This is a genomic window from candidate division WOR-3 bacterium (assembly GCA_039802005.1).
Lineage (GTDB): Bacteria > Hydrothermota > Tepidihabitantia > SM23-42 > JAOAFX01 > JAOAFX01.
On the sequence record JBDRVV010000021.1, the window covers coordinates 17,640 to 41,820 of the forward strand.

26 protein-coding genes and 1 tRNA gene are annotated in these 24,181 nt (G+C 35.5%); 19 read left to right on the plus strand and 8 right to left on the minus strand.

The annotated features are described in order from the left end of the window. The first annotated feature begins 104 nt into the window (after positions 1-104). A complete protein-coding gene (locus tag ABIL69_07775) occupies positions 105-860 on the plus strand; it encodes a radical SAM protein (GenBank protein ID MEO0123885.1) in 756 nt (251 codons plus the stop codon). A 109-nt stretch (positions 861-969) separates the two neighbouring features. Then, positions 970-1,998 (plus strand): RNA 3'-terminal phosphate cyclase, encoded by a 1,029-nt coding sequence (gene rtcA / locus ABIL69_07780; GenBank protein ID MEO0123886.1) that lies wholly within the window; start codon positions 970-972, stop codon positions 1,996-1,998. Positions 1,999-2,003: 5 nt separating this feature from the next. Here the strand turns inward: rtcA and ABIL69_07785 are convergent, their stop codons facing one another. The 8 genes from ABIL69_07785 to ABIL69_07820 form a co-directional block, all read right to left on the minus strand. Next, on the minus strand, positions 2,004-3,233 hold the full coding sequence (locus ABIL69_07785; protein ID MEO0123887.1) for a cysteine desulfurase family protein: 1,230 nt from the start codon (positions 3,231-3,233) through the stop codon (positions 2,004-2,006). A 2-nt stretch (positions 3,234-3,235) separates the two neighbouring features. Continuing rightward, positions 3,236-3,742: a hypothetical protein gene (locus ABIL69_07790; protein ID MEO0123888.1), complete on the minus strand. Its 507-nt coding sequence runs from the start codon at positions 3,740-3,742 to the stop codon at positions 3,236-3,238. 9 nt (positions 3,743-3,751) lie between these two features. Continuing rightward, positions 3,752-4,969 carry a DUF438 domain-containing protein gene (locus ABIL69_07795; protein MEO0123889.1) on the minus strand — a complete coding sequence of 406 codons (1,218 nt, stop codon included), beginning with the start codon at positions 4,967-4,969 and terminating at the stop codon, positions 3,752-3,754. A gap of 71 nt (positions 4,970-5,040) precedes the next feature. Next, complete coding sequence (locus ABIL69_07800) at positions 5,041-5,301, minus strand: DsrH/TusB family sulfur metabolism protein (GenBank protein ID MEO0123890.1); 261 nt, start codon at positions 5,299-5,301, stop codon at positions 5,041-5,043. A gap of 3 nt (positions 5,302-5,304) precedes the next feature. Further along, positions 5,305-5,655, minus strand: coding sequence for a DsrE family protein (locus tag ABIL69_07805; protein ID MEO0123891.1), 351 nt, complete (start codon positions 5,653-5,655; stop codon positions 5,305-5,307). Then, positions 5,652-6,023 carry a DsrE family protein gene (locus ABIL69_07810; protein ID MEO0123892.1) on the minus strand — a complete coding sequence of 124 codons (372 nt, stop codon included), beginning with the start codon at positions 6,021-6,023 and terminating at the stop codon, positions 5,652-5,654. Before ABIL69_07810 ends, ABIL69_07805 begins: the two co-directional genes overlap by 4 nt. A 4-nt stretch (positions 6,024-6,027) precedes the next feature. Continuing rightward, positions 6,028-6,507 carry a DsrE/DsrF/DrsH-like family protein gene (locus ABIL69_07815; GenBank protein MEO0123893.1) on the minus strand — a complete coding sequence of 160 codons (480 nt, stop codon included), beginning with the start codon at positions 6,505-6,507 and terminating at the stop codon, positions 6,028-6,030. 10 nt (positions 6,508-6,517) lie between these two features. Then, positions 6,518-6,751, minus strand: a complete 234-nt coding sequence (locus tag ABIL69_07820; GenBank protein MEO0123894.1) for a sulfurtransferase TusA family protein — start codon at positions 6,749-6,751, stop codon at positions 6,518-6,520. Between the two features lie 99 nt (positions 6,752-6,850). Here ABIL69_07820 and ABIL69_07825 point away from each other — a divergent pair, with 99 nt between their 5' ends. From ABIL69_07825 to ABIL69_07905, 17 genes are all read left to right on the plus strand, one after another. After that, positions 6,851-7,135, plus strand: coding sequence for a hypothetical protein (locus tag ABIL69_07825; GenBank protein MEO0123895.1), 285 nt, complete (start codon positions 6,851-6,853; stop codon positions 7,133-7,135). Positions 7,136-7,144: 9 nt separating this feature from the next. Next, entirely contained in the window at positions 7,145-7,735 is a 591-nt protein-coding gene (locus ABIL69_07830; GenBank protein ID MEO0123896.1) for a LysM peptidoglycan-binding domain-containing protein, read from the plus strand. A 59-nt stretch (positions 7,736-7,794) separates the two neighbouring features. Beyond that, a complete protein-coding gene (locus ABIL69_07835) occupies positions 7,795-8,697 on the plus strand; it encodes a PhoH family protein (protein ID MEO0123897.1) in 903 nt (300 codons plus the stop codon). Continuing rightward, a complete protein-coding gene (locus ABIL69_07840; GenBank protein MEO0123898.1) occupies positions 8,675-10,747 on the plus strand; it encodes an HDIG domain-containing metalloprotein in 2,073 nt (690 codons plus the stop codon). Before ABIL69_07835 ends, ABIL69_07840 begins: the two co-directional genes overlap by 23 nt. Further along, positions 10,707-11,111: an rRNA maturation RNase YbeY gene (gene ybeY / locus ABIL69_07845; protein ID MEO0123899.1), complete on the plus strand. Its 405-nt coding sequence runs from the start codon at positions 10,707-10,709 to the stop codon at positions 11,109-11,111. Before ABIL69_07840 ends, ybeY begins: the two co-directional genes overlap by 41 nt. A 15-nt stretch (positions 11,112-11,126) precedes the next feature. Continuing rightward, positions 11,127-12,098: a hemolysin family protein gene (locus ABIL69_07850; GenBank protein MEO0123900.1), complete on the plus strand. Its 972-nt coding sequence runs from the start codon at positions 11,127-11,129 to the stop codon at positions 12,096-12,098. 1 nt (position 12,099) lies between these two features. Then, on the plus strand, positions 12,100-13,026 hold the full coding sequence (locus tag ABIL69_07855) for a CNNM domain-containing protein (protein MEO0123901.1): 927 nt from the start codon (positions 12,100-12,102) through the stop codon (positions 13,024-13,026). A gap of 47 nt (positions 13,027-13,073) precedes the next feature. Further along, a tRNA-Phe gene (locus ABIL69_07860) sits at positions 13,074-13,146 on the plus strand. Between the two features lie 90 nt (positions 13,147-13,236). Beyond that, positions 13,237-14,133, plus strand: a complete 897-nt coding sequence (locus tag ABIL69_07865) for a DMT family transporter (GenBank protein ID MEO0123902.1) — start codon at positions 13,237-13,239, stop codon at positions 14,131-14,133. A 45-nt stretch (positions 14,134-14,178) separates the two neighbouring features. After that, positions 14,179-17,322: an ABC transporter substrate-binding protein gene (locus tag ABIL69_07870; GenBank protein ID MEO0123903.1), complete on the plus strand. Its 3,144-nt coding sequence runs from the start codon at positions 14,179-14,181 to the stop codon at positions 17,320-17,322. Further along, the gene (locus tag ABIL69_07875; protein MEO0123904.1) at positions 17,313-17,744 is read left to right on the plus strand and encodes a chemotaxis protein CheW; all 432 of its coding nucleotides are present in this window, start codon (positions 17,313-17,315) and stop codon (positions 17,742-17,744) included. The genes ABIL69_07870 and ABIL69_07875 overlap by 10 nt, the downstream gene beginning before the upstream one ends. A gap of 107 nt (positions 17,745-17,851) precedes the next feature. Then, positions 17,852-18,211 carry a response regulator gene (locus ABIL69_07880; GenBank protein ID MEO0123905.1) on the plus strand — a complete coding sequence of 120 codons (360 nt, stop codon included), beginning with the start codon at positions 17,852-17,854 and terminating at the stop codon, positions 18,209-18,211. Between the two features lie 17 nt (positions 18,212-18,228). Further along, positions 18,229-19,737, plus strand: a complete 1,509-nt coding sequence (locus tag ABIL69_07885; GenBank protein MEO0123906.1) for an ATP-binding protein — start codon at positions 18,229-18,231, stop codon at positions 19,735-19,737. Continuing rightward, positions 19,734-20,345, plus strand: a complete 612-nt coding sequence (locus ABIL69_07890; GenBank protein MEO0123907.1) for a chemotaxis protein CheC — start codon at positions 19,734-19,736, stop codon at positions 20,343-20,345. The genes ABIL69_07885 and ABIL69_07890 overlap by 4 nt, the downstream gene beginning before the upstream one ends. A 1-nt stretch (position 20,346) precedes the next feature. Beyond that, positions 20,347-22,743: a tetratricopeptide repeat protein gene (locus tag ABIL69_07895; protein ID MEO0123908.1), complete on the plus strand. Its 2,397-nt coding sequence runs from the start codon at positions 20,347-20,349 to the stop codon at positions 22,741-22,743. Between the two features lie 21 nt (positions 22,744-22,764). Then, positions 22,765-23,835 carry a tetratricopeptide repeat protein gene (locus tag ABIL69_07900; GenBank protein ID MEO0123909.1) on the plus strand — a complete coding sequence of 357 codons (1,071 nt, stop codon included), beginning with the start codon at positions 22,765-22,767 and terminating at the stop codon, positions 23,833-23,835. A gap of 3 nt (positions 23,836-23,838) precedes the next feature. Beyond that, the gene (locus tag ABIL69_07905; GenBank protein ID MEO0123910.1) at positions 23,839-24,138 is read left to right on the plus strand and encodes a hypothetical protein; all 300 of its coding nucleotides are present in this window, start codon (positions 23,839-23,841) and stop codon (positions 24,136-24,138) included. The last annotated feature ends 43 nt before the right edge of the window (positions 24,139-24,181 follow it).

Genomic DNA, 24,181 nt, shown 5'->3' on the forward strand with positions numbered 1-24,181 from the left:
TCAATACTGATTCCTCCTCTTTTTCCTCCCCCTTTGATGGGGGAGGATTAAGGTGGGGGTGATAAAAATATTGACACAGTGCAAACATTTCAATATATTATTCAATGGCTTTGATAGAGCCTTTAAGATATGCTGAAGAGATTAAGCCGCTAATTGCTCAAAATAATAGTAGAAAATATTATCGGCTTGTAAGGGCAGGACGCTGGTATGGCGGTATCGCAACTGCTGATTGTTGTGGTTGCAATTTAAAATGTGTCTTTTGCTGGAGTGATAAACCGAGGGATAACTCTGAGAAGATAGGCAATTTCTATGCACCGGATTATGTTGCGGAAAATCTTATAAAGTGTGCAAGAGAAAATAATTATCGTTATGTAAGAATAAGTGGAAATGAGCCGACGATATCCAAAGAGCATGTAATTTCTGTTATATCAATTATTGATAAAACAAAATTTCTTTTTATTTTAGAAACTAATGGCACACTTCTTGATATTGATTTTGTAAAAAAACTTTCGGCATTCAAAAATTTACACATCCGTGTATCATTAAAAGGAACAACGCCAGAAGAATTTTCAATGCTAACCAATTCAATACCCGAGACATTTGATTTGGTCTTGGATAATCTTCAGAATCTTGTAAATGCCGGGGTAAGATTTAACCTTGCGGTAATGTTGTCTTTCAGCCCGGATAAGAATATTATCCAATTGAAAGAACGATTAAAAAAGATTTCTATCAAGATAATTGATGATTTTGAAGAAGAATATGTTTTTTTGTATCCGCATGTGATTGAACGATTGAAAAGAACAGGTATAAAGCCCCTGATTGCATACACTCCTGAAGGTATCCCCAAAGAGTTCATCTGATACTATGTTAGAGATTGATGTTCTACAAATATTTTCCTTTTTTTCCCCCTCTCCCTTTATGGGAGAGGGGAAGAGCCTGCCCCGTACTTGATACGGGGGTGAGGGTGAAATGATAGAAATTGATGGTTCATACTTGGAAGGCGGTGGTCAGATCATTCGGACTGCGATTGCCCTTTCTACACTTACAAAAAAGTCCGTAAAAATCTACAACATAAGAAAAGGCAGGGAAAAACCCGGATTGAAACCACAACACCTTGAAGGAATAAAGGTATCAGCAAAAATTTGTAATGCCGAATTAACTGGAGCTGAATTGAATTCAACAGAAATAAGTTTTATCCCCGGTGCGATAAAAGGTGGATTCTATGAGATTGATACCAAGACTGCCGGTGCAATAACATTAATATTGCAGACACTGGTGCCAATTGGTATTTTTGCTCCAGGGATTTTACGACTCAATATAAAAGGTGGAACAGCGGTACCATTCAGTCCGACAATCCTTTATTTTATGGATGTCTTTTGTTTCTATCTAAAAAAAATGGGAATAGATATTTCAGTTGATATAAAGCGGCACGGATTTTATCCACAGGGTGGGGGAGAGGTATCGGTCATTATCAATCCGGGTATTCTGCAAGCCGTTGATTTTGTTGACCCTGGTGAGTTCAAAAAAGTTGATGTCATATCAATCTCTTCACGACATCTTAAAGAAGCACGGGTTGCTGAAAGACTTATCAGTGGATTTCAGAGCATATATCCGGAAGCAAATTTCAAATATAAATATGTTGACACTGATTCTGCAGGTTGTTTTATCCATTCCGTTGCAATATTTGAAAGTAGTATTATTGGAGTTGATGGTTTAGGTGAAAAGGGAAAACCTGCTGAAAGAATCGGAGAGGAGACTGCAAAAAGATTAAAAGAAATTTTAAAAAGCACGCCCGCGGTAGATGAATATATGGTTGACCAGATTATACCATATATGGCACTTGCAACTTACCAAACAGGCAGAACAACCGCAACAAAATTTTCTGAATTAACGCTCCATGCCCAGACCAATAGCTGGGTTGTCAAAAAATTTCTTCCGGTTGAATTTGAGATTGATAAGAATATTTTGAGATGTGTGAAAATCGAGAACTGCGGATAAAAAAGCTATTCTACTTCGTGATGGTGGTCGTAATCGGTGCCGGGTCCGGCTTCCATTCTCTTGCCGGTTTTTAAAAAATAGGCATAAAGTGGCGACATATTTCGTAGTTGTGCAACTATTGGTGGAAATTCATTGAGAATGTAGTCTATATCTTGCTCCGTATTATATTTTGAAAGCACCATCAATACCGAGCCCTGGGCAACTGCCGGGTCAAGGTTTATTGCCTGCAATACATGGGACATCTTCAATGCCCTTGATGTGCAAGCGGAACCACTTGTTACATAGATTCCTTTCTGGTCTAAAAATAGTAGCATCCCTTCGCCTTCTACAAATTCAACCGAAAAGTTTACATTATTGGGTAGACGCATTTCGGGATGACCATTCAGATATATATATTCAATCCTTTTGGGTAATTCTTCAATCAATTTTTTCTGTAACAATTCAATCTTTTTTCGGTTTATATCCATTTCTGTGATAGCAATCTCACATGCTTTGCCAAATCCTACGATTGCTGGTATGTTTTCTGTACCTGCCCTTCTACCGGATTCCTGGATTCCACCATCAATGAGTGGGATGATACGAATTCCTTTCTTCAAATATAATGCACCTGCTCCTTTTGGACCATAAATCGTTGCACCAGCAAGACTGAGTAAGTCAACACCGAGTTCATTCACATCAACAGGTATTATGCCGGCACTGGCAACTGCATCGGTGTGGAAAAGTGCACCTGCGTTGTGCACAATTTTAGAAAGTTCTTTTATCGGCTGTATCGTACCAATTTCAGGGTTCGCATGCTGGATTGAGACAAGTATTGTATCATTTCTTAAATTTTTTTCTAACTCATCCGGAGCGATAAACCCGTATTTATCAACCGGTAAATATGTTATCTCAAATCCTTCCTGTCCAAGTCGCTTTGCCGCCTGCAATACCGAAAAATGTTCAATACTTGAGATTATGATATGTTTGCCTTTTTGTCTCTGGGCATAGGCAACACCTTTAATCGCAAGATTATTTGATTCTGACCCGCAGGAAGTGAAGATTATTTCTTCGGGACGGGCATTTATCAATTTTGCCACATCTGATCGAGCATTTTCAAGGACATCCTTTGCACGCTGACCCAATGAATGCATGCTCTGGGCATTGCCATAATCTTCTTTCAGAAATGGAAGCATTGCATCAAAGACACGCTCATCAATTCTGGTTGCTGAACCATTATCAAGATAGACTTGTTTCATTTTTATTTTAAAAGGCAGGTTTTAAGGTCTTTGCTTGATAGACACTTTTTGAGGTTATTCAAACGGCATATATCTGATTGAGTTTCTTTTATCAATTTATTGATAATTTTCAATTCCTGCTTGCGGACGAAATTTTTCATTTCATAAAGTATTAGTAGAGAATCTTTTTCATATTCAATCGCGGTGTCTACTGCATCGGCATTCGTTTTTATCTTTTTCAGTAAGTCTTTCTTTTTCACATTATTGAACTTATGCTTTTTAAGTAACGCCTGAACATACATAGAATACTCATCCGGATATAACTCAAAAGGCTGGCAGACTTCAATCTTTTTGAGAATCTCCTGTAATTCATTTAATTGTTTCTCTTCTCTATCAGCAAGCCATTTGAAGGTCTCTTTTACATCGCTTGACTTCGTTCTTTTTGCTACTTTCTTATAAAACTCAAGTCCTCTTTTCCTTGCTTCAATACTTATTTCAATCACTTCGCTTGCACAGAAAAGATTTGCCATAAATCCTCCCTATAATAACCTCTTCTCACCGGTTATCTTCTGAATTTCGGTAATATCCTGTGTCACTTCAAGACACCCAAGATATTCACCATTTTTATTTCTTACTGCAAAATATCTTATGTATATCAATCTTCCACCCATATTAATCCAGAAATCTGCTGAATCTCTTTTTTTGTTTCTGAAATCCTCAAGGATTTGATTGACCACATGGACACTTTTTTGTGGATGACATTGTTGCACTTTTCTTCCAATCACTGCCTTGGTTCTCGTAAAAATCCGGTCTTTTGTCTGGCTAAAATATGCTACAGTGTCGTCTTTGTTAACAAATGTAATGTCAACAGGTAGTGTATTTAATGTATTTTCAAGCTCTTCAATAGTGAAACTACCCGTCTCAAGATTTACCATGCCTTCAGTCATGATTGCTCTCCCTTCACCGGTGGGTGTTGAGGCTTTATCGCCTACATCCGGTGTAAAACAACAATACCCAATTTCATCAAATTGTTTCTTAGCCTCTTGCCATTCTTCTTCATTGATAACTTTCATTGCAGTAGGAAATAGAATGTTATTCTCTTTATAAAAATGGCTTGCCAGCATTTCATTGATATTCATTCCTGTTTTTTCAATTTTTTGGACAAATTCTCTATAATCTAAAACCTCTTTCTTTTCAAGTATAGCGTAAAATTCTTTTTTCATTTCTCTGATTTTATCATGCTCTGTCCACATAATCGCAGGTGGTTGGGTAATACCATGTTTTTCAAGATAAGGGAAGAGAACATTTTCTTCTCGCAAATAGTGTTTCTCTGAATCCTTAAAATGGGTTGCAATATGCTCCAAAAAATCAATCTGTTCTTTAATTTCTATAAATAAGCTTTTTGTTTTTAATATCTGAACTACATTTTTAATTTCAGCAGCATAGGATAGCAATAATTTATGTTCTTCCATTAGTATGTTGATTGGATGTCCACTTGGTGCAATAGGTTTTTCTTTTTCAAGGGATTCTTTAAACATTGCAATATGAACATCACAGAGTTTGTGGATTTCTTCAACAGACATACCTTCTTTAATGAGTTCTTCTTCAATTTTGGCGATTTCTTCAGCAGTCACACCCTTAACGATATCAGCAAATTTTTTCTTTACTTCTTCAAGGTTAGCCCCGCTATGCAGTTGCTTTATTATTTCTTTTATTTGCTCTTTCTTTTCTTTGTTTTTACCGAATATTTCACTCATTATAACTCCTTCCACCCTCACCTTGTCCTCTCCCTCAAGGGAGAGGAAAGCCGAGGATCTCGTTATAACCTCTATATCGTTACTGTTCTGTTATAAGCAAAAAATAAATCAACAAGTCTATCATAATCAAGTGTCTCCCAATCCGTCTCAATACCGCGTGCTTCTAAATCTGCTTTTAATACATACTTTTGACAATCCAGTTCTACTTTATGTTTAGCAATATAAACTCCATTATGAATAAAGACAATACAATCTGATTTATCTATTAATTTTTTTACGAAATTTATATTTTGGTCGTTCGGAGTTTGGCTAAAAAGATAAAGGGTTTTCATAATTCAAAATGTCAACACAACATCAGCAGTATCAATCTTTTCTTTTAATTGTGCTATAGATATGACATTTGTAGACACAAGTTCTTCAATTTTAATGTTCCTTTCTTCAATTGAATCCTTATCAAGAAACAGATTTATGTTGTATTCGGCAATATTTTTGTAAACTTCTGCGATTGGTTTCATCTGGAGTTTTTCTGGGGATTGATTTTTTATTGCTGAATAAACACCGTCACCGATTAGTATTAAATCGACCACTGTATCTGAGAATGCTAATCCTAAACCAGCGCGGAACGCCTCAGCATTGACTGATGAGCCATAAGGTGGTTTTGTGCTTAATATAACTACTTTTTTCATTGGTCAATTCCAAAACTTATAAATCGGTCACATTCTTCAATCATTTCAGCCAGTGTTGCAATACCGGTCAGTTTTGTTCCTTCTATGACATTTTCACGAAATAACCCACGAAAGTGTGCACAGTCACCACAGGCAACAATCTTCGCTCCTAAATCAGCGAGTTCCTTCATCATGGATGGGATGTGCCTTTCACCTGGTGATTTTATATTTTTGTTTAATGCGATCACACCATCAAGATAAAGAAAGATATCAACATTAATACCTTTTTCAATCGCTGCCTTGCTCAAATGATAGACAGTATCCAGATGTTCAAATGTATACGGTCCACCAATGACAAGAAAACCGATTCTTTTATTCTGTTTTTCCATAATTTTAAATAAAAAGTGTTATCTGCGCTTTTGAGGCATTTTCAAGATATGTCGCCACTCCGACCACGCCTTTTAGCCCATCAATCAGTTCTTCTTTTTTCAAACCCATCACATTCATTGACATTTCACAGGCATAAAGATTCACACCAAGTTGTATTGCTATGTCAATGAGTTCGGGTAATGATGCAACCTTCTTTTTCTTCATCACATCCTTCATCATATTCGTTCCTATACCCAACATATTCATTTTGGATAATGCAAGATTGTCAGCGCCTTTTGGTAACATCATCCCGAACATTTTCTCAATAAGTGATTTTCCTTTGACCTTTACCCCTTTTTTCCGCAAGGCACTCAGACCCCAGAAGGTGAAGAACATATCAACCTCCATTCCTGAGGCTGCAGCACCTGTGCCAATAATAAATGCGGCAAGGCATTTATCAAGTTCACCGCTGAATACAATTATTGATACCCTGTCTTTAGCCATTTTACTCCTTTCACTTTGTTTTTTGAATATATGCCTTTATTTCTTCAGCCCCTTCTTTAATTTCAATCAATTTTTGTTCGGTCTTTCTGCACCAGGCTTCGACATCAGGCACAAAAGAAGGGTCGGATGCTACAACTTCAATAATTTCGCCAATTTTCATTTCTTTCATAGCCTGGGACAACTTCACAATTGGCATCGGACAGGAAAGCCCCCTGGCATCAAGAGTTTTTGTTATATTTTCCATAGCAACCTCGTATAATTATATCCGAAAATTATTGTTAGTCAACAGAAGTGAGAGGAGATAATGAACTTGACTTTTTTTAAAAATTATATATGATTATTTATGCCAATCCAAGAAGGAGGTTTTATGAAAAAATATGTCTGTTTCCTTCTTCTTGCTCTAATATTTTGGGGTTGTGGACCAAAATGGGCAAAGAAGGAGACAATGGATGCTCTGAACGAAGCGCGTGCTGCACTAAAATCTGCTGAAGCAAGATTATCAGAACTTGAGAATACAAAGGCACAATTACTTGCTCAAAAGGCTGAACTTGAACAGGAAATTGCGAATCTCTCTGCTGAGGTAGATGCGCTACAGACAAAGATAGACTCCCGTTGCAAGAAGAAATAGGAGGTTGAAATGAGAAAAATGACAATTTTAATACTTTTATTGCTTCCCTTTACAATAATTTTTGCGCAAGAGAAACTGACTGAAGAACAGGCGCAGGCAGAGTTACTGCGAGTAAAAGAACAATTACAACAGACAGAAGCAAAAATTTCAACTCTTGAATCCGAAGTAGCGAATTTAAAAGCAGAGATTTCTGGTCTGGAATCAAGGCGCGATGAACTGAAGAACAAACTTGCAGAATTGAAAGAGACCTGGAAAAGATGCCAATACGGTAGGTATAAGGTTAACGAAGGTGACTGGCTTTCTAAGATTGCAAGTATGCGCAATGTTTATGCTGATGGCAAAAAATGGCCTATGATATACGAAGCCAATAAGGATAAAATTAAAAACCCGAATTTGATATATCCGGGTTGGATTTTATTGATTCCCACCCTTGATTCATATACCGTGCTTCCGGGCGACTGTCTATGGATGATTGCCTCATATCTCTCAATATATTCGGATGCAAAGAAATGGCCTGAAATATATGAGGCAAACAAAGATAAGATTAAAGATCCTGATTTGATACACCCGAAACAGGTTATTACTATCCCGCGTGAATAAAAATTGAAAAGGAGGATAGTTAGTTAGCTCTCCTCCCCTGATTAAGAACAAATAATTTTTTGAAAGCAGCAATTTCATTAAGTGGTTATGATCCTGCATATATTTTAGGTATGCAGGATGAACTATTGAAATATGTACAGGGTGAATTCGGTATTATTGTTGTATTTCGTAATGAAACAATATATTTAAAAGGACCCAACGAAAAGGTAAAGAAAGCGAAAGTCTTTATACAGGATGTATTGAAGTCTTATCCTAAGCCTTTTACCCCCCAGAAATATGTTCAATCAGATGAAGAAGAAGGATTAAGTACAATTATAACACCCAAGCGCACCGTGCGTGCAAGGAGCCCTGGACAGGAATCGTATTTAAAAGCAATAGATGAATTTGACATTGTTGTCAGTATTGGACCTGCAGGAACAGGAAAGACATACCTTGGTGTGGCAAAAGCAGTTTCCTATTTGATGGATAAAAAAGTAGAGCGGATCATTTTAACCCGTCCAGCAGTTGAAGCTGGGGAGTCACTTGGTTTTCTTCCTGGTGCCATTGAAGAAAAGGTTGATCCATATCTGCGTCCCCTATTTGACGCATTAAATGATTTTCTGCCATATGACCGCATAAGAAAATATCTTGATATGAAAGTTATCGAAGTCGCACCGCTTGCCTATATGCGGGGGAGAACACTGAATGATGCCTTTATAATACTTGATGAAGCCCAGAATACTACAGGAATGCAGATGAAAATGTTTTTAACCAGGATGGGATGGAGGTCAAAGGTGGTAGTTACCGGAGATATAACTCAGATTGACCTTCCAACTAATGTTCTTTCCGGACTTGTTGAAATACAACAACTATTATCTAGTATAAAAGGTATTAAATTTGTCTATCTGAATGAAAATGATGTTGTAAGACATAAACTTGTGCAGGACATAATTCGTGCTTATGAAAATAAAAATTCATTATAAATATATTCTTCTAATCGCAGTGCTTTTTTATTTAAATATAATCTTTTTGCCACCATTGGGGGGAAGACGTTTTAATTTTAAGGAAGGGGAGATTGCTACCGAAGACATAATTGCACCTTATGATTTTTCTATACCCAAGACCGAAGATGAACTAATTGAGGAAAGGAGTGCAATTGCTCAGCGCCTTCCCCCTGTGTATGATTATAATTATGGTGTTGTCAAAAATTTAGAGACGACGATCGGCGGTCTGGAAAAAATGATCGACACACTTAAAAACGTGTATAATCGCGATTCAGTTATCTATTTAATTCAAAGAGAATTTGGTTTACCAAGGGATTTAGTACAGTACCTGTTAAAGAATGACTACAAATATACCCTCCGAAAATTATTAAAGGAATTAGGCTTTTACCTTTCCAAAGGTATTATTTCAGATAAATCCATTCCTTATAAGATTTTGATAGTGATAAGGGGAGACAAAGAAACATTAATATCAATTGATGAAATTTATTCAATCGCTGAAGCAGAGAGCATCCTCTGTATAAAGGTACCAAATGAATATAGACAATTAGTTAAATTTTTCATTAAAGCAAATATAATTTTTAACAAACAGGAGACAGAAAGAAGGATTGACGAAGTTTATGCGAATGTTAAAAAGACCAAGGGCGAAGTATTGAAGGGTGAATTGATTGTTGAAAAACATAAAAAAATTGAACGTAGTGCAATAGAAAAACTAATGGCGCTCGAAAAGACTTACACTGCTTCCGGGACACGTGCAATTTTAAAGACACTCATCTTCCGTAATTTACTTTTTATCGGTCTATTTTTATTGTTTTTGTACTACAGCCGCCAGGCGAATTTAGAATTATTTAAAGAAAAAAACTTGTATTTTGTACTTTTACTATTAGTAATCTATGTGGCTGTAGGCAAGATTACTTACGAAACAGGAACGATTTACCTGCTACCCATTTCTTTTTTCATATTTTTATTCTCGGTCTTTTTTAATTTCTATGCAGGTTTTTTTATAGCGTTTTTTTTAAGTTCAATTTTTGGAATTATATATAATTCATTACCGACATTTGTCTTCCTCTTGATAACTGGTGTTGTCGCAAATTTAATTGTGCGTTCTTTAAAAAGCAGATATCTGTTATATCGCCCTGTGCTGTATTTAAGCCTTGCTAATATTGTTGTTATTTTTTTTATTGATAATTACCTCACAAGAACCGGTATAAATATAATAAATATGGGACTGGGAATATTGAATGCCTTTATAAGTGTTGTTGCACTGGCAATATTCCTGCCACTTTTTGAACACTTTTTTGATTTTACAACTGATTTTACTTTGATAGAACTTGGTAATTTAAATCTTCCAATATTCAAAGAGATGTCAGTGCGTGCACCGGGAACTTATCATCATTCAGTTGTCGTCGGTAACCTTGCTGAAGCGGGTGCGAGTGCCATTGGTGCTGATCCAGTCCTTGCACGTGTTGGTGCATATTATCATGATATTGGAAAGTTAAAAAAACCAGAATATTTTATTGAAAATCAGATTGGGCAGAAAAATCCCCATGATAATCTAAAACCACAGATGAGTGCCCTTGTTATAATATCACATGTCAAAGATGGCTTTGAAATGGGTAAGGATATGAAATTGCCCAAAAAGATTCTTTCAATAATTTCCGAACATCACGGAACATCCCGGATTGAAAGTTTTTATAGAAAAGCCCTCCATTCTGCAGAAAAAATAAGCGAAGATGTTTTCAATTATCCTGGCCCGAAGCCTAAGACCAAAGAGGCAGCACTTGTAATGCTCGCTGATTCAGTGGAGGCAGCAGCGCGCGCAGAAAAAAATATTACCGTCACTAAATTGCAGAAAATTTTAAAAGATAGTTTTGATAAAAAATTCAACGAAGGTCAGCTTGATGATTGCCCTATAAGCAGGGTTGACCTTGAACATATAAAGACTGCATTTCTGCCTATATTGTTAGGAATCTTCCATCCGAGGATTGATTATGAAAATGAAACTAAAGAAGATAATAATAAAAATTTATAATCTGATAGATAATAAAATTTGTGATACATTGAGATTAAAAAATTTTACGAGGTATGTTTTAGAAAAAGAAAAATTTTATGATTTAACTTCAGTTAATGTTGTAATTGCTGACGCATCTTATCTTAAAGAGTTAAACAAAAAGTTTTTTAAACGTAATAAAACGACAAATGTAATTTCTTTCAACCTTGGCAATCTTGGTGAGATTTACATATCAATGGACGCAGTAATTTTTCCTGAAGATTTGTATTATTATCTGGTGCACGGTCTATTACATATTGCTGGTTATGACCATAAAACAAAAAAAGCTGAAATGTTGATGGATAAAAAATGTAGGGAATATATAAAGAAATTTCTATCTGATTGATTAATTAAAAAAATTATGATTTTGTACTGGGTTATAATCTTTGTTTTAATTATTTGTAGTGCTTTCTTTTCGGGCATGGAAGCGGCAGTTTTTTCCATAAGTAAATTTCGTGTCAAGAGTCTATTGTTTGATAATGTAAAAGGTGCAAAGAGTTTATCTCGCATAAAAGATAATTCTGGTAAGACGCTTTCCACATTACTATTATTGAATGACCTGGTTAATATCGGCGCATCTTCTGTTGCAACAATAATAATAAGTCAGGTATTGCAAAATTATCAGCTAAGCCCGGTGTTCTTTTATTTCTCTGAGATATTTATAATGACATTCGTCCTTTTACTTTTTGGTGAAATTACACCCAAAACTATTTTTCTTAACAATGCAGAGTTTTTTTCATTAAAATTAAGTTTTATTATTGAATTTCTTAACAAAATAACAATCCCATTCACAAAAATTACAACTGCAATCACACATACTATTATTCCTGCTAAACGAAGTGTGTATATTTCAGAAGAGGATATAAAAAAAATGTTGGTTGAGGCAAAAAAATTAAAAATTCTTGATGAGACAGAAGAACAATTAGGGTATAGAATACTTAAATTCGGAAAAGCCCTTGTTGAAGAGATAATGGTTCCATTAAAGAATGTAATTGGATTGTATATGAATGAGTCGGTGGATGATGCAATCAATTTAATGAAAAAAACAGGACATTTACGTATCTGCGTGTATGATAATGAGAATAAGGTAATAGGAGTATTATATGCCAAAGACATTATTCTGAAAAATTTAAAAAGCAATACCCCGGTTTCAGCGTGTATGCGTAAGCCATTTTTTGTCCTAAATACAAAACCGATCGACGAATTACTTGCTGAATTTAGAAAAAAAGGAGTGCATTTTGCCGTGGTGTGTGATAATGAAGGGGAATTTTTAGGTATTGTTACCCTGAATGATGTTTTTAAATATCTTTTTGGTGATATTCCTGGGGTTTGATATGCTACTAATTTTACTTGCTATAATATTAGTCCTGCTAATCGGAATCTTTACTTCATCAGAAACTGCCTTTCTTTGTGTAGATAAAACGAAGGTCTTCTATTCTGCAGAAGAGAAAAAATCCTGGGCTATGATAACAAAAAAATTTATTCAAAAACCTGCAGAATTTTTTTCAACGATACTTGTTTGCGAAGATTTTCTTATTGTGATTGCTTCCAATCTTATGGCAATATATTTTATTAGCAACCATGGTGAAAATTGGGTTTTTCTTTCTACTATTATATTATCTTTTTTCTCTTTGATATTCGGTCAATTGATACCTAAATCCATAGCCCTGTTATATCCGGAAAGAACACTTATGATAACCGCAAGAATGATTGTTTTTTTCAAAACTCTGCTTCTACCTATTGTTACATTATTTGCAGGAATAAGCCAGAGTCTTGCCAGCCTATTTAAAACGCATTCCATTGGCGCAATCATCCGCCATCAGGACATAGTCTTTGCGATAAGTGAATATGAAAAAGATACAAGTTTGCTTGCTGCAAGATTGTTTGATTTTTCGAAAAGAAAAGTTTTTGAAATTATGGTTCCAATAAATATGGCATTGGTCTGTAGAAAGGGTGAAGATTTTAAGAAATTGTGTTTTGAATCCGACAGGATATTCAGATATGTCCCTATACTGGATATGGAAAAAAATGAAGTTATCGGTATAATTAATACAAAAGACTACTTCCTTTACGGTTCAGTTCAAATTAAATCGCCATTTTTCATAAACGAAAACGAGAAATGTATGCAGGTATTTTTAAAGATGAAAGAGAAAAAAGAACATATAGCTGTTATTCAAGATAGAAACCTTAAGGCGGTTGGAATAATCACCATTTACGACCTTATTGAAGAACTCGTGGGTGCAATAAGAGAAGAGCGGTAAATAAACTATTGACTTTGTTAAAAAATTTAATATAATAAACAATCTTTGCCAGGGTAGCTCAGTTGGTAGAGCACCGGACTGAAAATCCGGGTGTCCGCAGTTCGATTCTGCGCCCTGGCATTTTTATTATCAATGAATAAACATAAATTGGTTGATTGTGGGGTTTTTGGTTTCAGGGAAAAATAATATCATACATTTTTATTGATTATTATGGCGAAGTATATAGGTGAAATTGCGGCATTGGGAACTTCTTTTTGCTGGGCGTTTGGTTCAATTTTTTTTACTATCGCATCAAGATTGATTGGTCCAAATGAGGTAAACCGTATCAGATTAGTTTTGGGAATGTTATTTCTGATGTTAACTCACTTTTTTTTGTTTGGAAGTCCAATACCTGCAAATGCTTGTCGTCAACATTGGTTCTGGTTTGGAATATCAGGTTTAATTGGTTTTACAATCGGTGATACCTTTTTATTTCGTGGATATGTTTTGATAGGACCACGCCTGACAATGTTGCTGATGTCACTTTCTCCAATTTTTGGATCGATGCTCGCCTGGATTTTTCTTGGCGAAAATTTAAATTTAATAGAAGTTTCAGGAATTGTGATTACGATCGCAGGAATTTCATTGGTGCTTTATGAAAAAAGAGAGACAGACCAAAAAAACAAAGAATTTTTGGCAGGTGTCTTTTGTGGTTTGGGTGCTTCTTTATGCCAGGCACTCGGTTATTTTGCGTCGAAAAAAGGACTCTTGTATAACAATTTTCCGGCATTGTCTGGAAATTTAATCAGAATTATGTCAGGTGCCATTTTTATATGGATTATTGCTTTATTCCAAAAACAGGCTTTTAGAACTGTTTTGCGTTTATCCAATAAGAAAGCTGATATTGCAATGCTGGGTGGTGCTATATTCGGACCATTTATCGGTGTCTGGCTTTCTCTAATTGCTATACAGCATAGTTATATAGGTATCGCATCTACATTGATGGCACTCCCTCCGGTGATTTTAATTCCTCTTTCGCATTGGATATTTAAGGAACGTGTTACTTATATTGCGATCATTGGTACTTTAATAGCAGTATGCGGAGTTTCGCTAATTTTTCTTAGATAAACATTTTAATTGACAAACATTAAAATTTCGATAAAATAATACTATATGGCTGACAATTTAAGGAATACTATAATTGATAGGCTTAAACCTCTTTTTATTCAGTATGATTCAAATTTTCAAGATTTTTTATCCACCGGTCAAAGGATTGATACTGGACTTCAAACTAACTCAGAAATTTTGAGTGAAATCCGTCACCGTTTCAATAATTTATCTGCAACCGTAGAACTCGTTCTTGAAGGTGTAGTTGTATTTGATGCTGAAATAAAAAAGACGCACGAATTTTTGAAAAAAAGCATTGAGAATTTTAAAGAATCTGTGTTAATATCAGAGAAAATAAGTTCAGACCTTAATAATATTGCTGAGGTTTTAAAGAAAATCCAACTCGGTGTTAGGAATCTTGCAGAGACTATTTACAACATCAATTTTGTTTCCGAATCAATAGAGGTTGCATCAAGAAATGCGGGGATAACCGCTTTTCATGCCGGGAGAGAGGGCAGGGGTTTTGAGGTAATTGCGCGAGAAATGACAGATTTAGTTCGAAATGCCCAGGGACCGACTAAAATCATTCCTGTAATATCTAACGAATTATTAAAAAATATCGACGAATTAAATCAGGATTTAAAAAAGATTAGGGATGTAATTGCATATTTAAGAGAGATTGCTGATAAGTTTTTGAATATCAATAACGAATTACTTGCCTTAATTCCGTATCTTGAAAATTCTATTCGGGATATATCTAACAGTGTATCTACACAGAAGGATCTGTATATTAATTTACAAAAAGAAAGTGATAAATTGCCTGAATATCTTAGTGATATTTATCGTATCATCAGAACAACTGCAATAACTGAAATGTTTTTGGGCGCATTTTTTCAACACCTTAATAATATAAAGAACAACTTGATTATTGCCGACGACGAGCAGAATTTCTATTATCTATTCAACACCATAAAACAAGTTTTGGAAAATGAACCAAGATTGGAGGGAGAACACGAGCACTTTTTCAATTTAGAATTAAGGAAGCTTGAAATGCATACTTCAGAAAGATTGATAATACAGTTTGTTTCGGAGGCAAAACACCTCAACGAAGTAATAGGAGTAATATCTGATCGGATAAAATCTTGGACAAAAACCCACAATTTTGCAAATGAAACATTGAGCCGTGCTAAAGTATTTTATCAAGATATTGGTGAATTACTGCATTCTTTAAATGAAAAATCTAATAAGTTAAAAAATCTTATAACTAAAATAGAAAGGCCGGTTCAGGAATTAAAAAGGATTACTGAACGCTCTCGTCTTTTGGGTTTATATGCGGGTATTGAAAGTGCACGTAGTGGGAAATTTGCAGAGGAACTCGGGGTTGTTACTAATGAAATCAAGACGCTTTCAACGAGGTCTTCTGAATTTGTTGGGAGCATTGATTCTGTTGTTGGCGAGATACTGAAAGACATTAATCATCTAATTTCTTATTTTGTCAGGACAACTGAAGATGTTGAATTTGGCTTGGAATCTCTGACCATCTCAATGGAAGCAGTGGGAGAAAGCAGTAAAGTTCTTGATAATATTTCAGCACTTTCTCAAGAAATGTTTTCGTCCACAGCGGAAATGGTAAATCAGTGTAGAATGCTTGGAGAACATTACCGAAATTTTGATACTGAGTATCACAAAATAAATGAATATTTTTCTTCATATGGAACAACAATAAAATCAGGAGAAGAATTAACAAAGAAGATGAAGGCAATTATAAATGAGTTTAAAAAAGATATCTTTTTACTTACGACCAAAAGGAAAAAGATCGTATTGCGTGCGACTGAAGACCCAATAACGCTTGACCCTGCTATAAAAACAGATACTACAAGCCATCAGGTAATTGAGCAAATATTTACCGGTCTTTACACTTTTGATCAGTTTAACCACCTTATTCCCGGTGTTGCATTTGCATTTACTGTTTCTGAAGATGGAAGGATTTGGGACTTTCGTCTTAAGAAAGGGGTAAAATTTCATAACGGAATTGAAGTGCAGGCAAAGGATATTTTGTTTTCATTAAATAAAGTAAAAAAAGGTCCTAATGCAAATTTTATTGAGTATCTCACTGAGATCGCTGTTATTGACCCTTATCATATCAGATTTATATTGAAATTTCCCTATGTTCCATTTCTCGCAAATCTTGCCTGCGGTGTATGTGATATAGTTCCTTCTGATTTTAATCCGGACAGACCGGTTGGCTGTGGTCCATATAAACTTGTTTCTTATGAGAAGAACAACGAAATTGTTCTTGAGGCATTTGATGAATTCTATGACGGTAAACCACCGATTGACGAATGTGTTATTAAAATAGTTCATGACGACACAGAAGCAATAGAATTATTTAAAAGAGGTGAAATTTCCATTCTTAATTTAACCTCAAATATGCTACAAGAATTTTCGCAGGAAGATGTATATACAGGACCTGGCTTATCTACTCAGTATCTTGCCATAAACTTTTCTAAAAAAAGTCCGTTTTTAGATTTGAATGTGCGCAGAGCAATGAATTATGCCTTTGATCGAGACTATTATTGTCGCACATTATTAAAAGGGAAGGCAATACCCGCACATGGAGTATATCCACCTGGATTACCAGGATATAATAGTAATCTTCAAATATACCAGTATGATATTAAAAAAGCGCGGGATTTAATGCGGCAGGCAGGATTCGGAGGTGGAATACCTGAGGAATTTGTCCTTGATGTCCGCGCGGGCGTTGATAATGTGAAAAGGGCAGAATTCATAAAAGATTCATTTGCCAAGATTGGTATCCATCTCCAAATAAATCCCCTGCCCTGGGATGAGTTTTTGAATAAAACATATAGTGGAAATAGTTTGCTTAGTTTGAGGGGGTGGGTATCAGACAATGGTGATCCAGATAATTTTGTCTATACACTATTCCATTCAAAGAATTTTGGCGCGAGTGGTAACACATCTTTTTATGCTAATGAAGAACTCGATAAATTGATTGAGTCAGCCCGGGCTGAACAGATCCCCAGAAGAAGAATTGAACTATATCAAAAGATAGAGAATTTTATTGTAGAAAATGCGCTCTGGGTTTTCGTTTCTCACGGAGTCGATTGCTACGCAGTCCAAAAAAATATAAAGGGTTTTACAGTTGACCCATTTGGTTTGGTCCGTTTTCGTAACCTTTTTTGCTTATAATTATGGATACATTAATCATTTTTAAGGTTGCCGATGAATCAATCGGCTTGGATATAAAGAAGGTGCGGGAGGTTACAGAATTATCTTCTTATGTCCCCGTACCAAAAGCACCGGATTTTTTAACTGGACTGGCAAATATAAGGGGTGAGGTTGTGCCGGTCATTTCCTTACGCAAACGTCTTGGTATCGCTGGTGATGAACTGTGCAATATATTATTGGTTGTTGAAGAAGAAGACAGAATTGCTGGTTTGCGAATAGATCGTTTGCTTGGAACAAAAAAGATTGATGAAAAATTGATAAATAGAAATTCCGAATTGCTCTCTACGAAAAAAGATAAGGATTTCTTCCTTGGTGCTTATGAGACTGAAGAAAAGCCAATTTTAATATTAAACTTACCCCGAATTTTTGCAAAAGAGACATAAAAAAGATATTGACTTTTTAAAAAATTAAGATAAAATTAATTTACTATGGTTTTCAGAAGAAGAGTAAAGGGTTCATTATTCAGGGGTTTGAGGAAAAAGGAGGTTAAATGAGAATACTGGTGGTGGACGACGCTATGTTTATGCGTCGGATGCTAACCGATATTTTAGAAAAAGGTGGGCATACTGTTTGTGGTGAGGCATCAACTGGTAAAGAAGCGGTGGAGCGATATAAAGAGTTAAAGCCGGATCTTGTTACTATGGACATTATTATGCCGGATATGAGCGGGATTGAAGCGGTTAAAGAAATAAAAAAGATTGATCCGAAGGCGAAAATTTTAATGGTATCAGCAATGGGACAGCAGGCACTTGTGCTTGAAGCCGTTCAAGCAGGTGCAATAGACTATGTGGTAAAACCCTTTCAACCTTCAAGGGTTCTTGAGTCTATTGAACGGATTATGAAGAAATAAATTAATAATATATAAAAATGTTGGAAGAATATCTATCCCTTTTTATCAGCGAGACTGAATCGTATATAAAGCAACTTGAAAAGGATCTTTTGATCCTTGAGAAGGATGGGAAAAACCGAGATTCAATACTTGAGGTTTTTAGAATTTTACACACAATTAAAGGAATGGCACAGACAATGGGTTTTGAAGAACTCGGTAATCTGGCTCATTCAGTTGAAGACCTACTCACCGAACCTAAAACAAAAGGGGAGATAGATAGGAAGACGGTCGAGTTTCTCTTTATCATAGTTGATTACTTCTCACAGTTTTTAAAATCAATAAAAAATAATGCCGTTGTGCCACCAGCGAGTGAATTGTTGACAATTTGTGAAGAAATTAAACAGGGAAAGGAAGTTACATTAAAAAAAGCGGTTGTTGAAGATGCTGAACTTGGTGAGATTAGAGTGAAAATGTCAAAGATTGACAATTTATTTAATCTTACGAATGAATTACTCATAATAAAATCTCGTCTTGTTAAACTAAGTTCGGAGTCAAAAGATAGTGAACTTCAAAATCTTAGCGAGAATGCGGCAAGGTTAATATCTGCATTGCAGGATGAAATGATGCGATTGCGAATGCTTCCATTATCAACAGTATTTGAATTTTTCCCGCGCTGGCTAAGGGATGAGGCAAAAAAACAGAATAAAGAGATTGAATTTTTAATAATTGGCAGTGAAATTGAGGTTGACCGCTCAATCATAGATGTTCTTAAGGAACCAATTATGCATCTTTTAAGAAATGCTATTGACCATGGGATAGAAAAGAAAGGCAGAATAATTTTGAATGCAACGAGAGAAAAAGAATTTATTAGAATCAGTGTTTCCGATGATGGAAGGGGAATCGATTCAGAACAGATAAGAAGATTGATTGTTGAAAAGAATCTCGTTGATTATGATACTGCCCAAAAGTTAGGAGTTGAAGAATTGCTTAAATTTTTATTAAGACCTGATTTTTCAACAAAAAAGGATGTATCAAAAGTTTCAGGAAGGGGAATAGGGCTTGATATAGTCAATTCATTTGTTAAGGAATTGGGCGGTAGACTTGAGATAAAATCAGAAAAAGGGAAGGGCTCAACATTTATCATTGAACTTCCTATCAGCCTTGCGGTGATTCGTGCCTTTGTTTTGGGGATGGATGGCCAACGTTATGCACTTCCGCTTAATTTTGTGCAGGAGACTTTCTATATTGATGATAGTAGTATACAGACTGTATGTAAGCATGAACTTTTTAAACTCAGAAATAGTATATTACCTCTTGTCAGAATATCTGAAATGTTGAATTGTGTAACGAAATCGGGAAAAAAATCAGTAATTGTCGTTGATTATGAAGGAAAAAAAAGAGGATTTATTGTTGATGAAATATTGAGTGAGGATGAAATTGTTGTTAAAAAAGCAGACAAATTTTTGCCTTCTTCACTATATTCGGGTTGTTCAATTTATGGAGATGGCAAACCTATATTGATACTTGATCCGAGGGGGTTTGAATGATTGATGCAAAAAATCTTACCGTAAAGCAGATTGATGCTCTAACCGAAGTCGCCAATATTGGAGGCGGACATGCAGCCACATCATTATCTCAGTTACTTGGTAAAAAGGTAATGATTCGTGTTCCGAAACTTTATACTGGTCAACTTGAAGAAGTGATATTGAAGATTGCCGACCCTAACGATGTTGTCGCATCAGTTTTATTATATTTCCTTGGTGATTTGACAGGTAGAACGCTACTTATATACCCTTATGAAGATGCCCAGGAATTAACAAGACTATTGATGCCCGAAGGACACGAAAGTACAATTGAACTTCAAGAATCTTTACTAAAAGAAGTTTCAAATATATTGTCCTGTGCCTATATGAACGCCCTTGGCGAATTGCTGGGACTTTTGATTCTCCCTTCAGTTCCCGGGATGATAATTGATATGGTCGGTGCAGTTCTCTCCAGTGTAATTGTTGAATTCGGTAATGAGAAGGATTTTATTTTCTGCATTGAGACTCAATTTGATTTTGGAGATTTCAATAAGCCACTTTCTGCCTATTTTCTATTGCTCCCTGATAATTCAAGTTTAGAAGTTATGTTAAAAAAACTAAATTTGCTATAAAATGATTTCACCAGAAGAATATAAAGTATTGAAAAGTTTTGCTGAAAGAATCCCGGATAATGACCCGGGTGCACACAACAATCTTGCAGTTGTTTATTATAATAAAGGACTTTATGAAGAAGCAATTCAGGAATTAGAAAAGGCATTAAGCATTGATCCAAACTTCACGCTTGCAAGGAATAATTTAGAGATTATTTTGAAGAAATCTGGAAAACTTGATAGCAAGGTAAAGGAACTTGCACATCATATTGATGTGGAGCCATTTGATGAAATAAAAACTCTTGAACTCGCTGATACATACAGGAAATTGAATCGATATTCTCAGGCTATAATCTACTACCGCAAGGTTCTTGATTTTAATCCAGGTTCTTACGAAGCACATTTTGGTCTTGGTATTACGCTCAGAAATCTCGGTAAATATGACGATGCCCTTGAGGAGATAAAAAAGAGCCTTGAAATAAAAATTTCTCCTGAAGGTTATCGCCTGCTTGGTGAAATATATTTCAATAAAGGGATTATAGATCTTGCGATTAAAAATTTTCAGGAAGCAATAATGCTTGATCCGGCTTCTGCCGAAGCCCATTTCTTTTTAGGTTTTGCCTTGGGTGAGAAGGGAATGCACAAGGAAGGCAGGGAAGAAATTAAAAAGGCAATTCAATTAAATCCTGCACTTGCTCAATTTGAGCCCAATCTACCAATTGAATTAAAAGAACACAAAGGTTATCTTGATTTTCTAAAAGAGCAACTGGGGGTCCCCAAGAGTTCAGTTAATGAGTTTCAGGCTCATTACAATCTGGGTATGACATACCGGAATAAGGGGTTGTTTACTGAGGCAAAAAGAGAATTTGAAGAGGCGTTGAAATTTAAAGAAGATGACTCAGAATTACTCGCCTCGCTGGGAGAGGTGAATCTTTTTTTAAATAAACTGGATGATGCTTATAATTATTTTTCTCGCTGTCTCGAACTTGATTCACTGTCGGTGAGGGGTCTGAATGGCTTGGGATCTGTTTACTTAAAGAAAAATAACTATGAGCAGGCTAAAGCCTGTTTTGAGAAAGTAATTGCGGTTGATAAAAATTATATTCAAGGACTTGCAAACCTCGGGCTCGCCAATTATTTATTAAATCAAATTGAAGAAGCGGTGAAAATTTTTAATGCAGCTATAGAGCAAGGTAGTGAAGATGCAAAATACAATCTGGGTATGTATCTTTATAAAAAGGGAGACTATGAGCAGGTATTAAAACTCTTCAAAGATGAATCTATTGACAGCAATTTTTTCCGTGGCGTGGTTTATGCTGAGTTAGGAAGGGATGATGAGGCAGTGACTTCATTTAAAAATATTATCAATGTTTTGCCGAGTTATGCGGGTGCATATTATAACCTGGGTTTTTTACTAATGAAAATGGGACAATTTGAAGATGGCCTATCAAATATCCGAAGAGGCATGGAGATTGAACCAAACTATGAAAAAGAAAAATATCGTATTGCAATTGCACCAGAATTATATGAATATGGTTTATACTACATACCATCCAGAATAGAAGAGAAATTTGAAGAGAAAATTGCTGAAGAAGTTGAAGAATTTTTCCCAACCCTTGAAGTTCCCACACCTCAGGATTATATACAGGAAGCAGAAAATTTGTTGAGAAAAAATGAATTTGATAAGGCTTTGAATATGGTTGATGAAGCACTTAAACTCGTTCCTGAAATGAACGAAGCAGTTATACTCAAATCCAAAATTTTATTTCAAGCGGGTAATATAGATGATGCAATTAATCAACTGGAAAGTTTTACCAAAAAACATCCTGATGACATTGATTCTATTTTGACACTTGCGAATATGTTAAAGACACTTGGTAGATTAAAGCAGGCGAAAGAAAAATATCGCAGTCTTTTGATGATACAAAATGACAATCCGGACTGGCTAAGAGAACTGGCTTCATTAAGTTTTACCTTGAATGAGCTGGATGATGCTTTGATTATTTACAACCAATTGTACGAAAAAAATCCAATGGATACTTCAGTTAATTTAGGACTATTGAATATACACCTGAAGAAAAAGGATTTTGAAAAGGCGGAAAAATATATTGATATGCTGGAAAAAGATAAACCTGAAATTTATGATTTTTACGCTTCGGCAGGGTTGTATTATCTTGAGAAGAATGACCGCACTAAGGCAAAGAACTATTTTCAGCGGGCAGTAGAACTTGAACCCTCAAAACCAGTTCCCTATTATAATCTCGGTATTATCGCAGTTCAAGAAGGTAAGTTTGATGAAGCATGCGGCTACTGGAAAAAGGCAATGCTTTTAAGCCCGGATGAAGAACTGGCAAGTAAAATTACCCATTGTTTGAATATAACTATGGAGATGATGGAATTCTTAAAAGGTGGTTTATAGGTTAAGGAGGTAAGATTAGATATGGCAGATGAACTTGCAATGGATTCTAAGGCACTTATATTTGCTACGCTGGCAGACGTTTATTTAACTTCGGGAATGATTGATGAGGCAATATCAATTTTAAAAGATGGGTTGAGTAGAAATCCCAATTATACACTCGGAAAAATAATTTTGGGAAGGGCATATTATCTTAAAGGTGATACAGAACAGGCACTGAAAATTCTTGAAGAAATATATGAACAGGCGAAAGAGAGTGAAAACGAAAATCTTTATTTAGGCCATATCTATAAAAAACTCGGTGATTATGAAAAGGCAATCAAATTTTATGAAGTAACATTAAAGATAAATCCTGAAAATAAAGAAGCAAAGCAAGAACTTGATTTGTTAAAGCCGAAGCCAGAGATGGTAGAGGTTACAAAAGAGCCGGTGATTGAAAAGCCATTTGAAACTATTACGCCTGAAATGGTTGCAGTCCCGAAAGAAGAAATTTCAAAACCAGAACTGCCGATAGAAGAAGTTATTGAAAAGATAGAGCCTGAAAAAGAAAAGATAACTGAACTAAAACCCGAAATCAAACCTGAAGACATTTCAAAGGCTGAACAGATTGAGGTTGTTCCTGTTCAGGAACCCGTTGTTGAGGAAACCTTGAAAAAAGAAGAGGCAGAGATTACTCCTGTTTTGCCAGAAATAGGGCTTGAACCCGTGGTTGTAGAGAAAGAAATTGAAAAAGCCAGTCCGCTTGATGCCTTGAATGAACCTATGAAAAAATTAATTGATATAAAGTCTGTAAAGGGTGCATTTATATTATCAAGGGATGGACTACTCATTCAGAGTTATTATCCAGATAGGGATGATATAGAAGAAATCTGTGCGCTTGTTGCTGGCGTTTTCAATGATGCTGATAATGCCTTTACATTTTTAAAAGCAGGTAGTTTAGAAAAATTTATAATTGAAAAAAGTGATGAGACAATCTGTGTTATTACTGCAGGTGAATCGTTGTTATGTATAATAACAAAACCTGAAGCAAAACCGGGTCTTGTCTTTGTTTATGCTCGCAAAATTATTGAAGAAATTAGAAAAATACTGGGGTAAGTTATGGATTTATCACAAATTATAAAAATTCCGAAAGTTTTAGGTGTTGGACTTGCAACCTATGATGGTTTCATAGTAGATAGTCAGTTTGTTCATGGTTATGATTCCGAAAAATTCGGAGCAATGTCCGCAAAGATTGTTAATCAGATCAAGAAAAATTTTGTGCAGGAAGATGCCTCAATAATTCTTTATACCGATGCAATAATTTTCCTCGCAAAAGCCAAGAGTGAGGGTATACTTTTCGTCATTGCAGACAAAGATGCAAATTTAGGTCTGATTAAAATAAAATTCGAAAAGATGTAGGGCAAACCTTCAGGTTTGCGGTTATTTATAACTCATTAGTTTT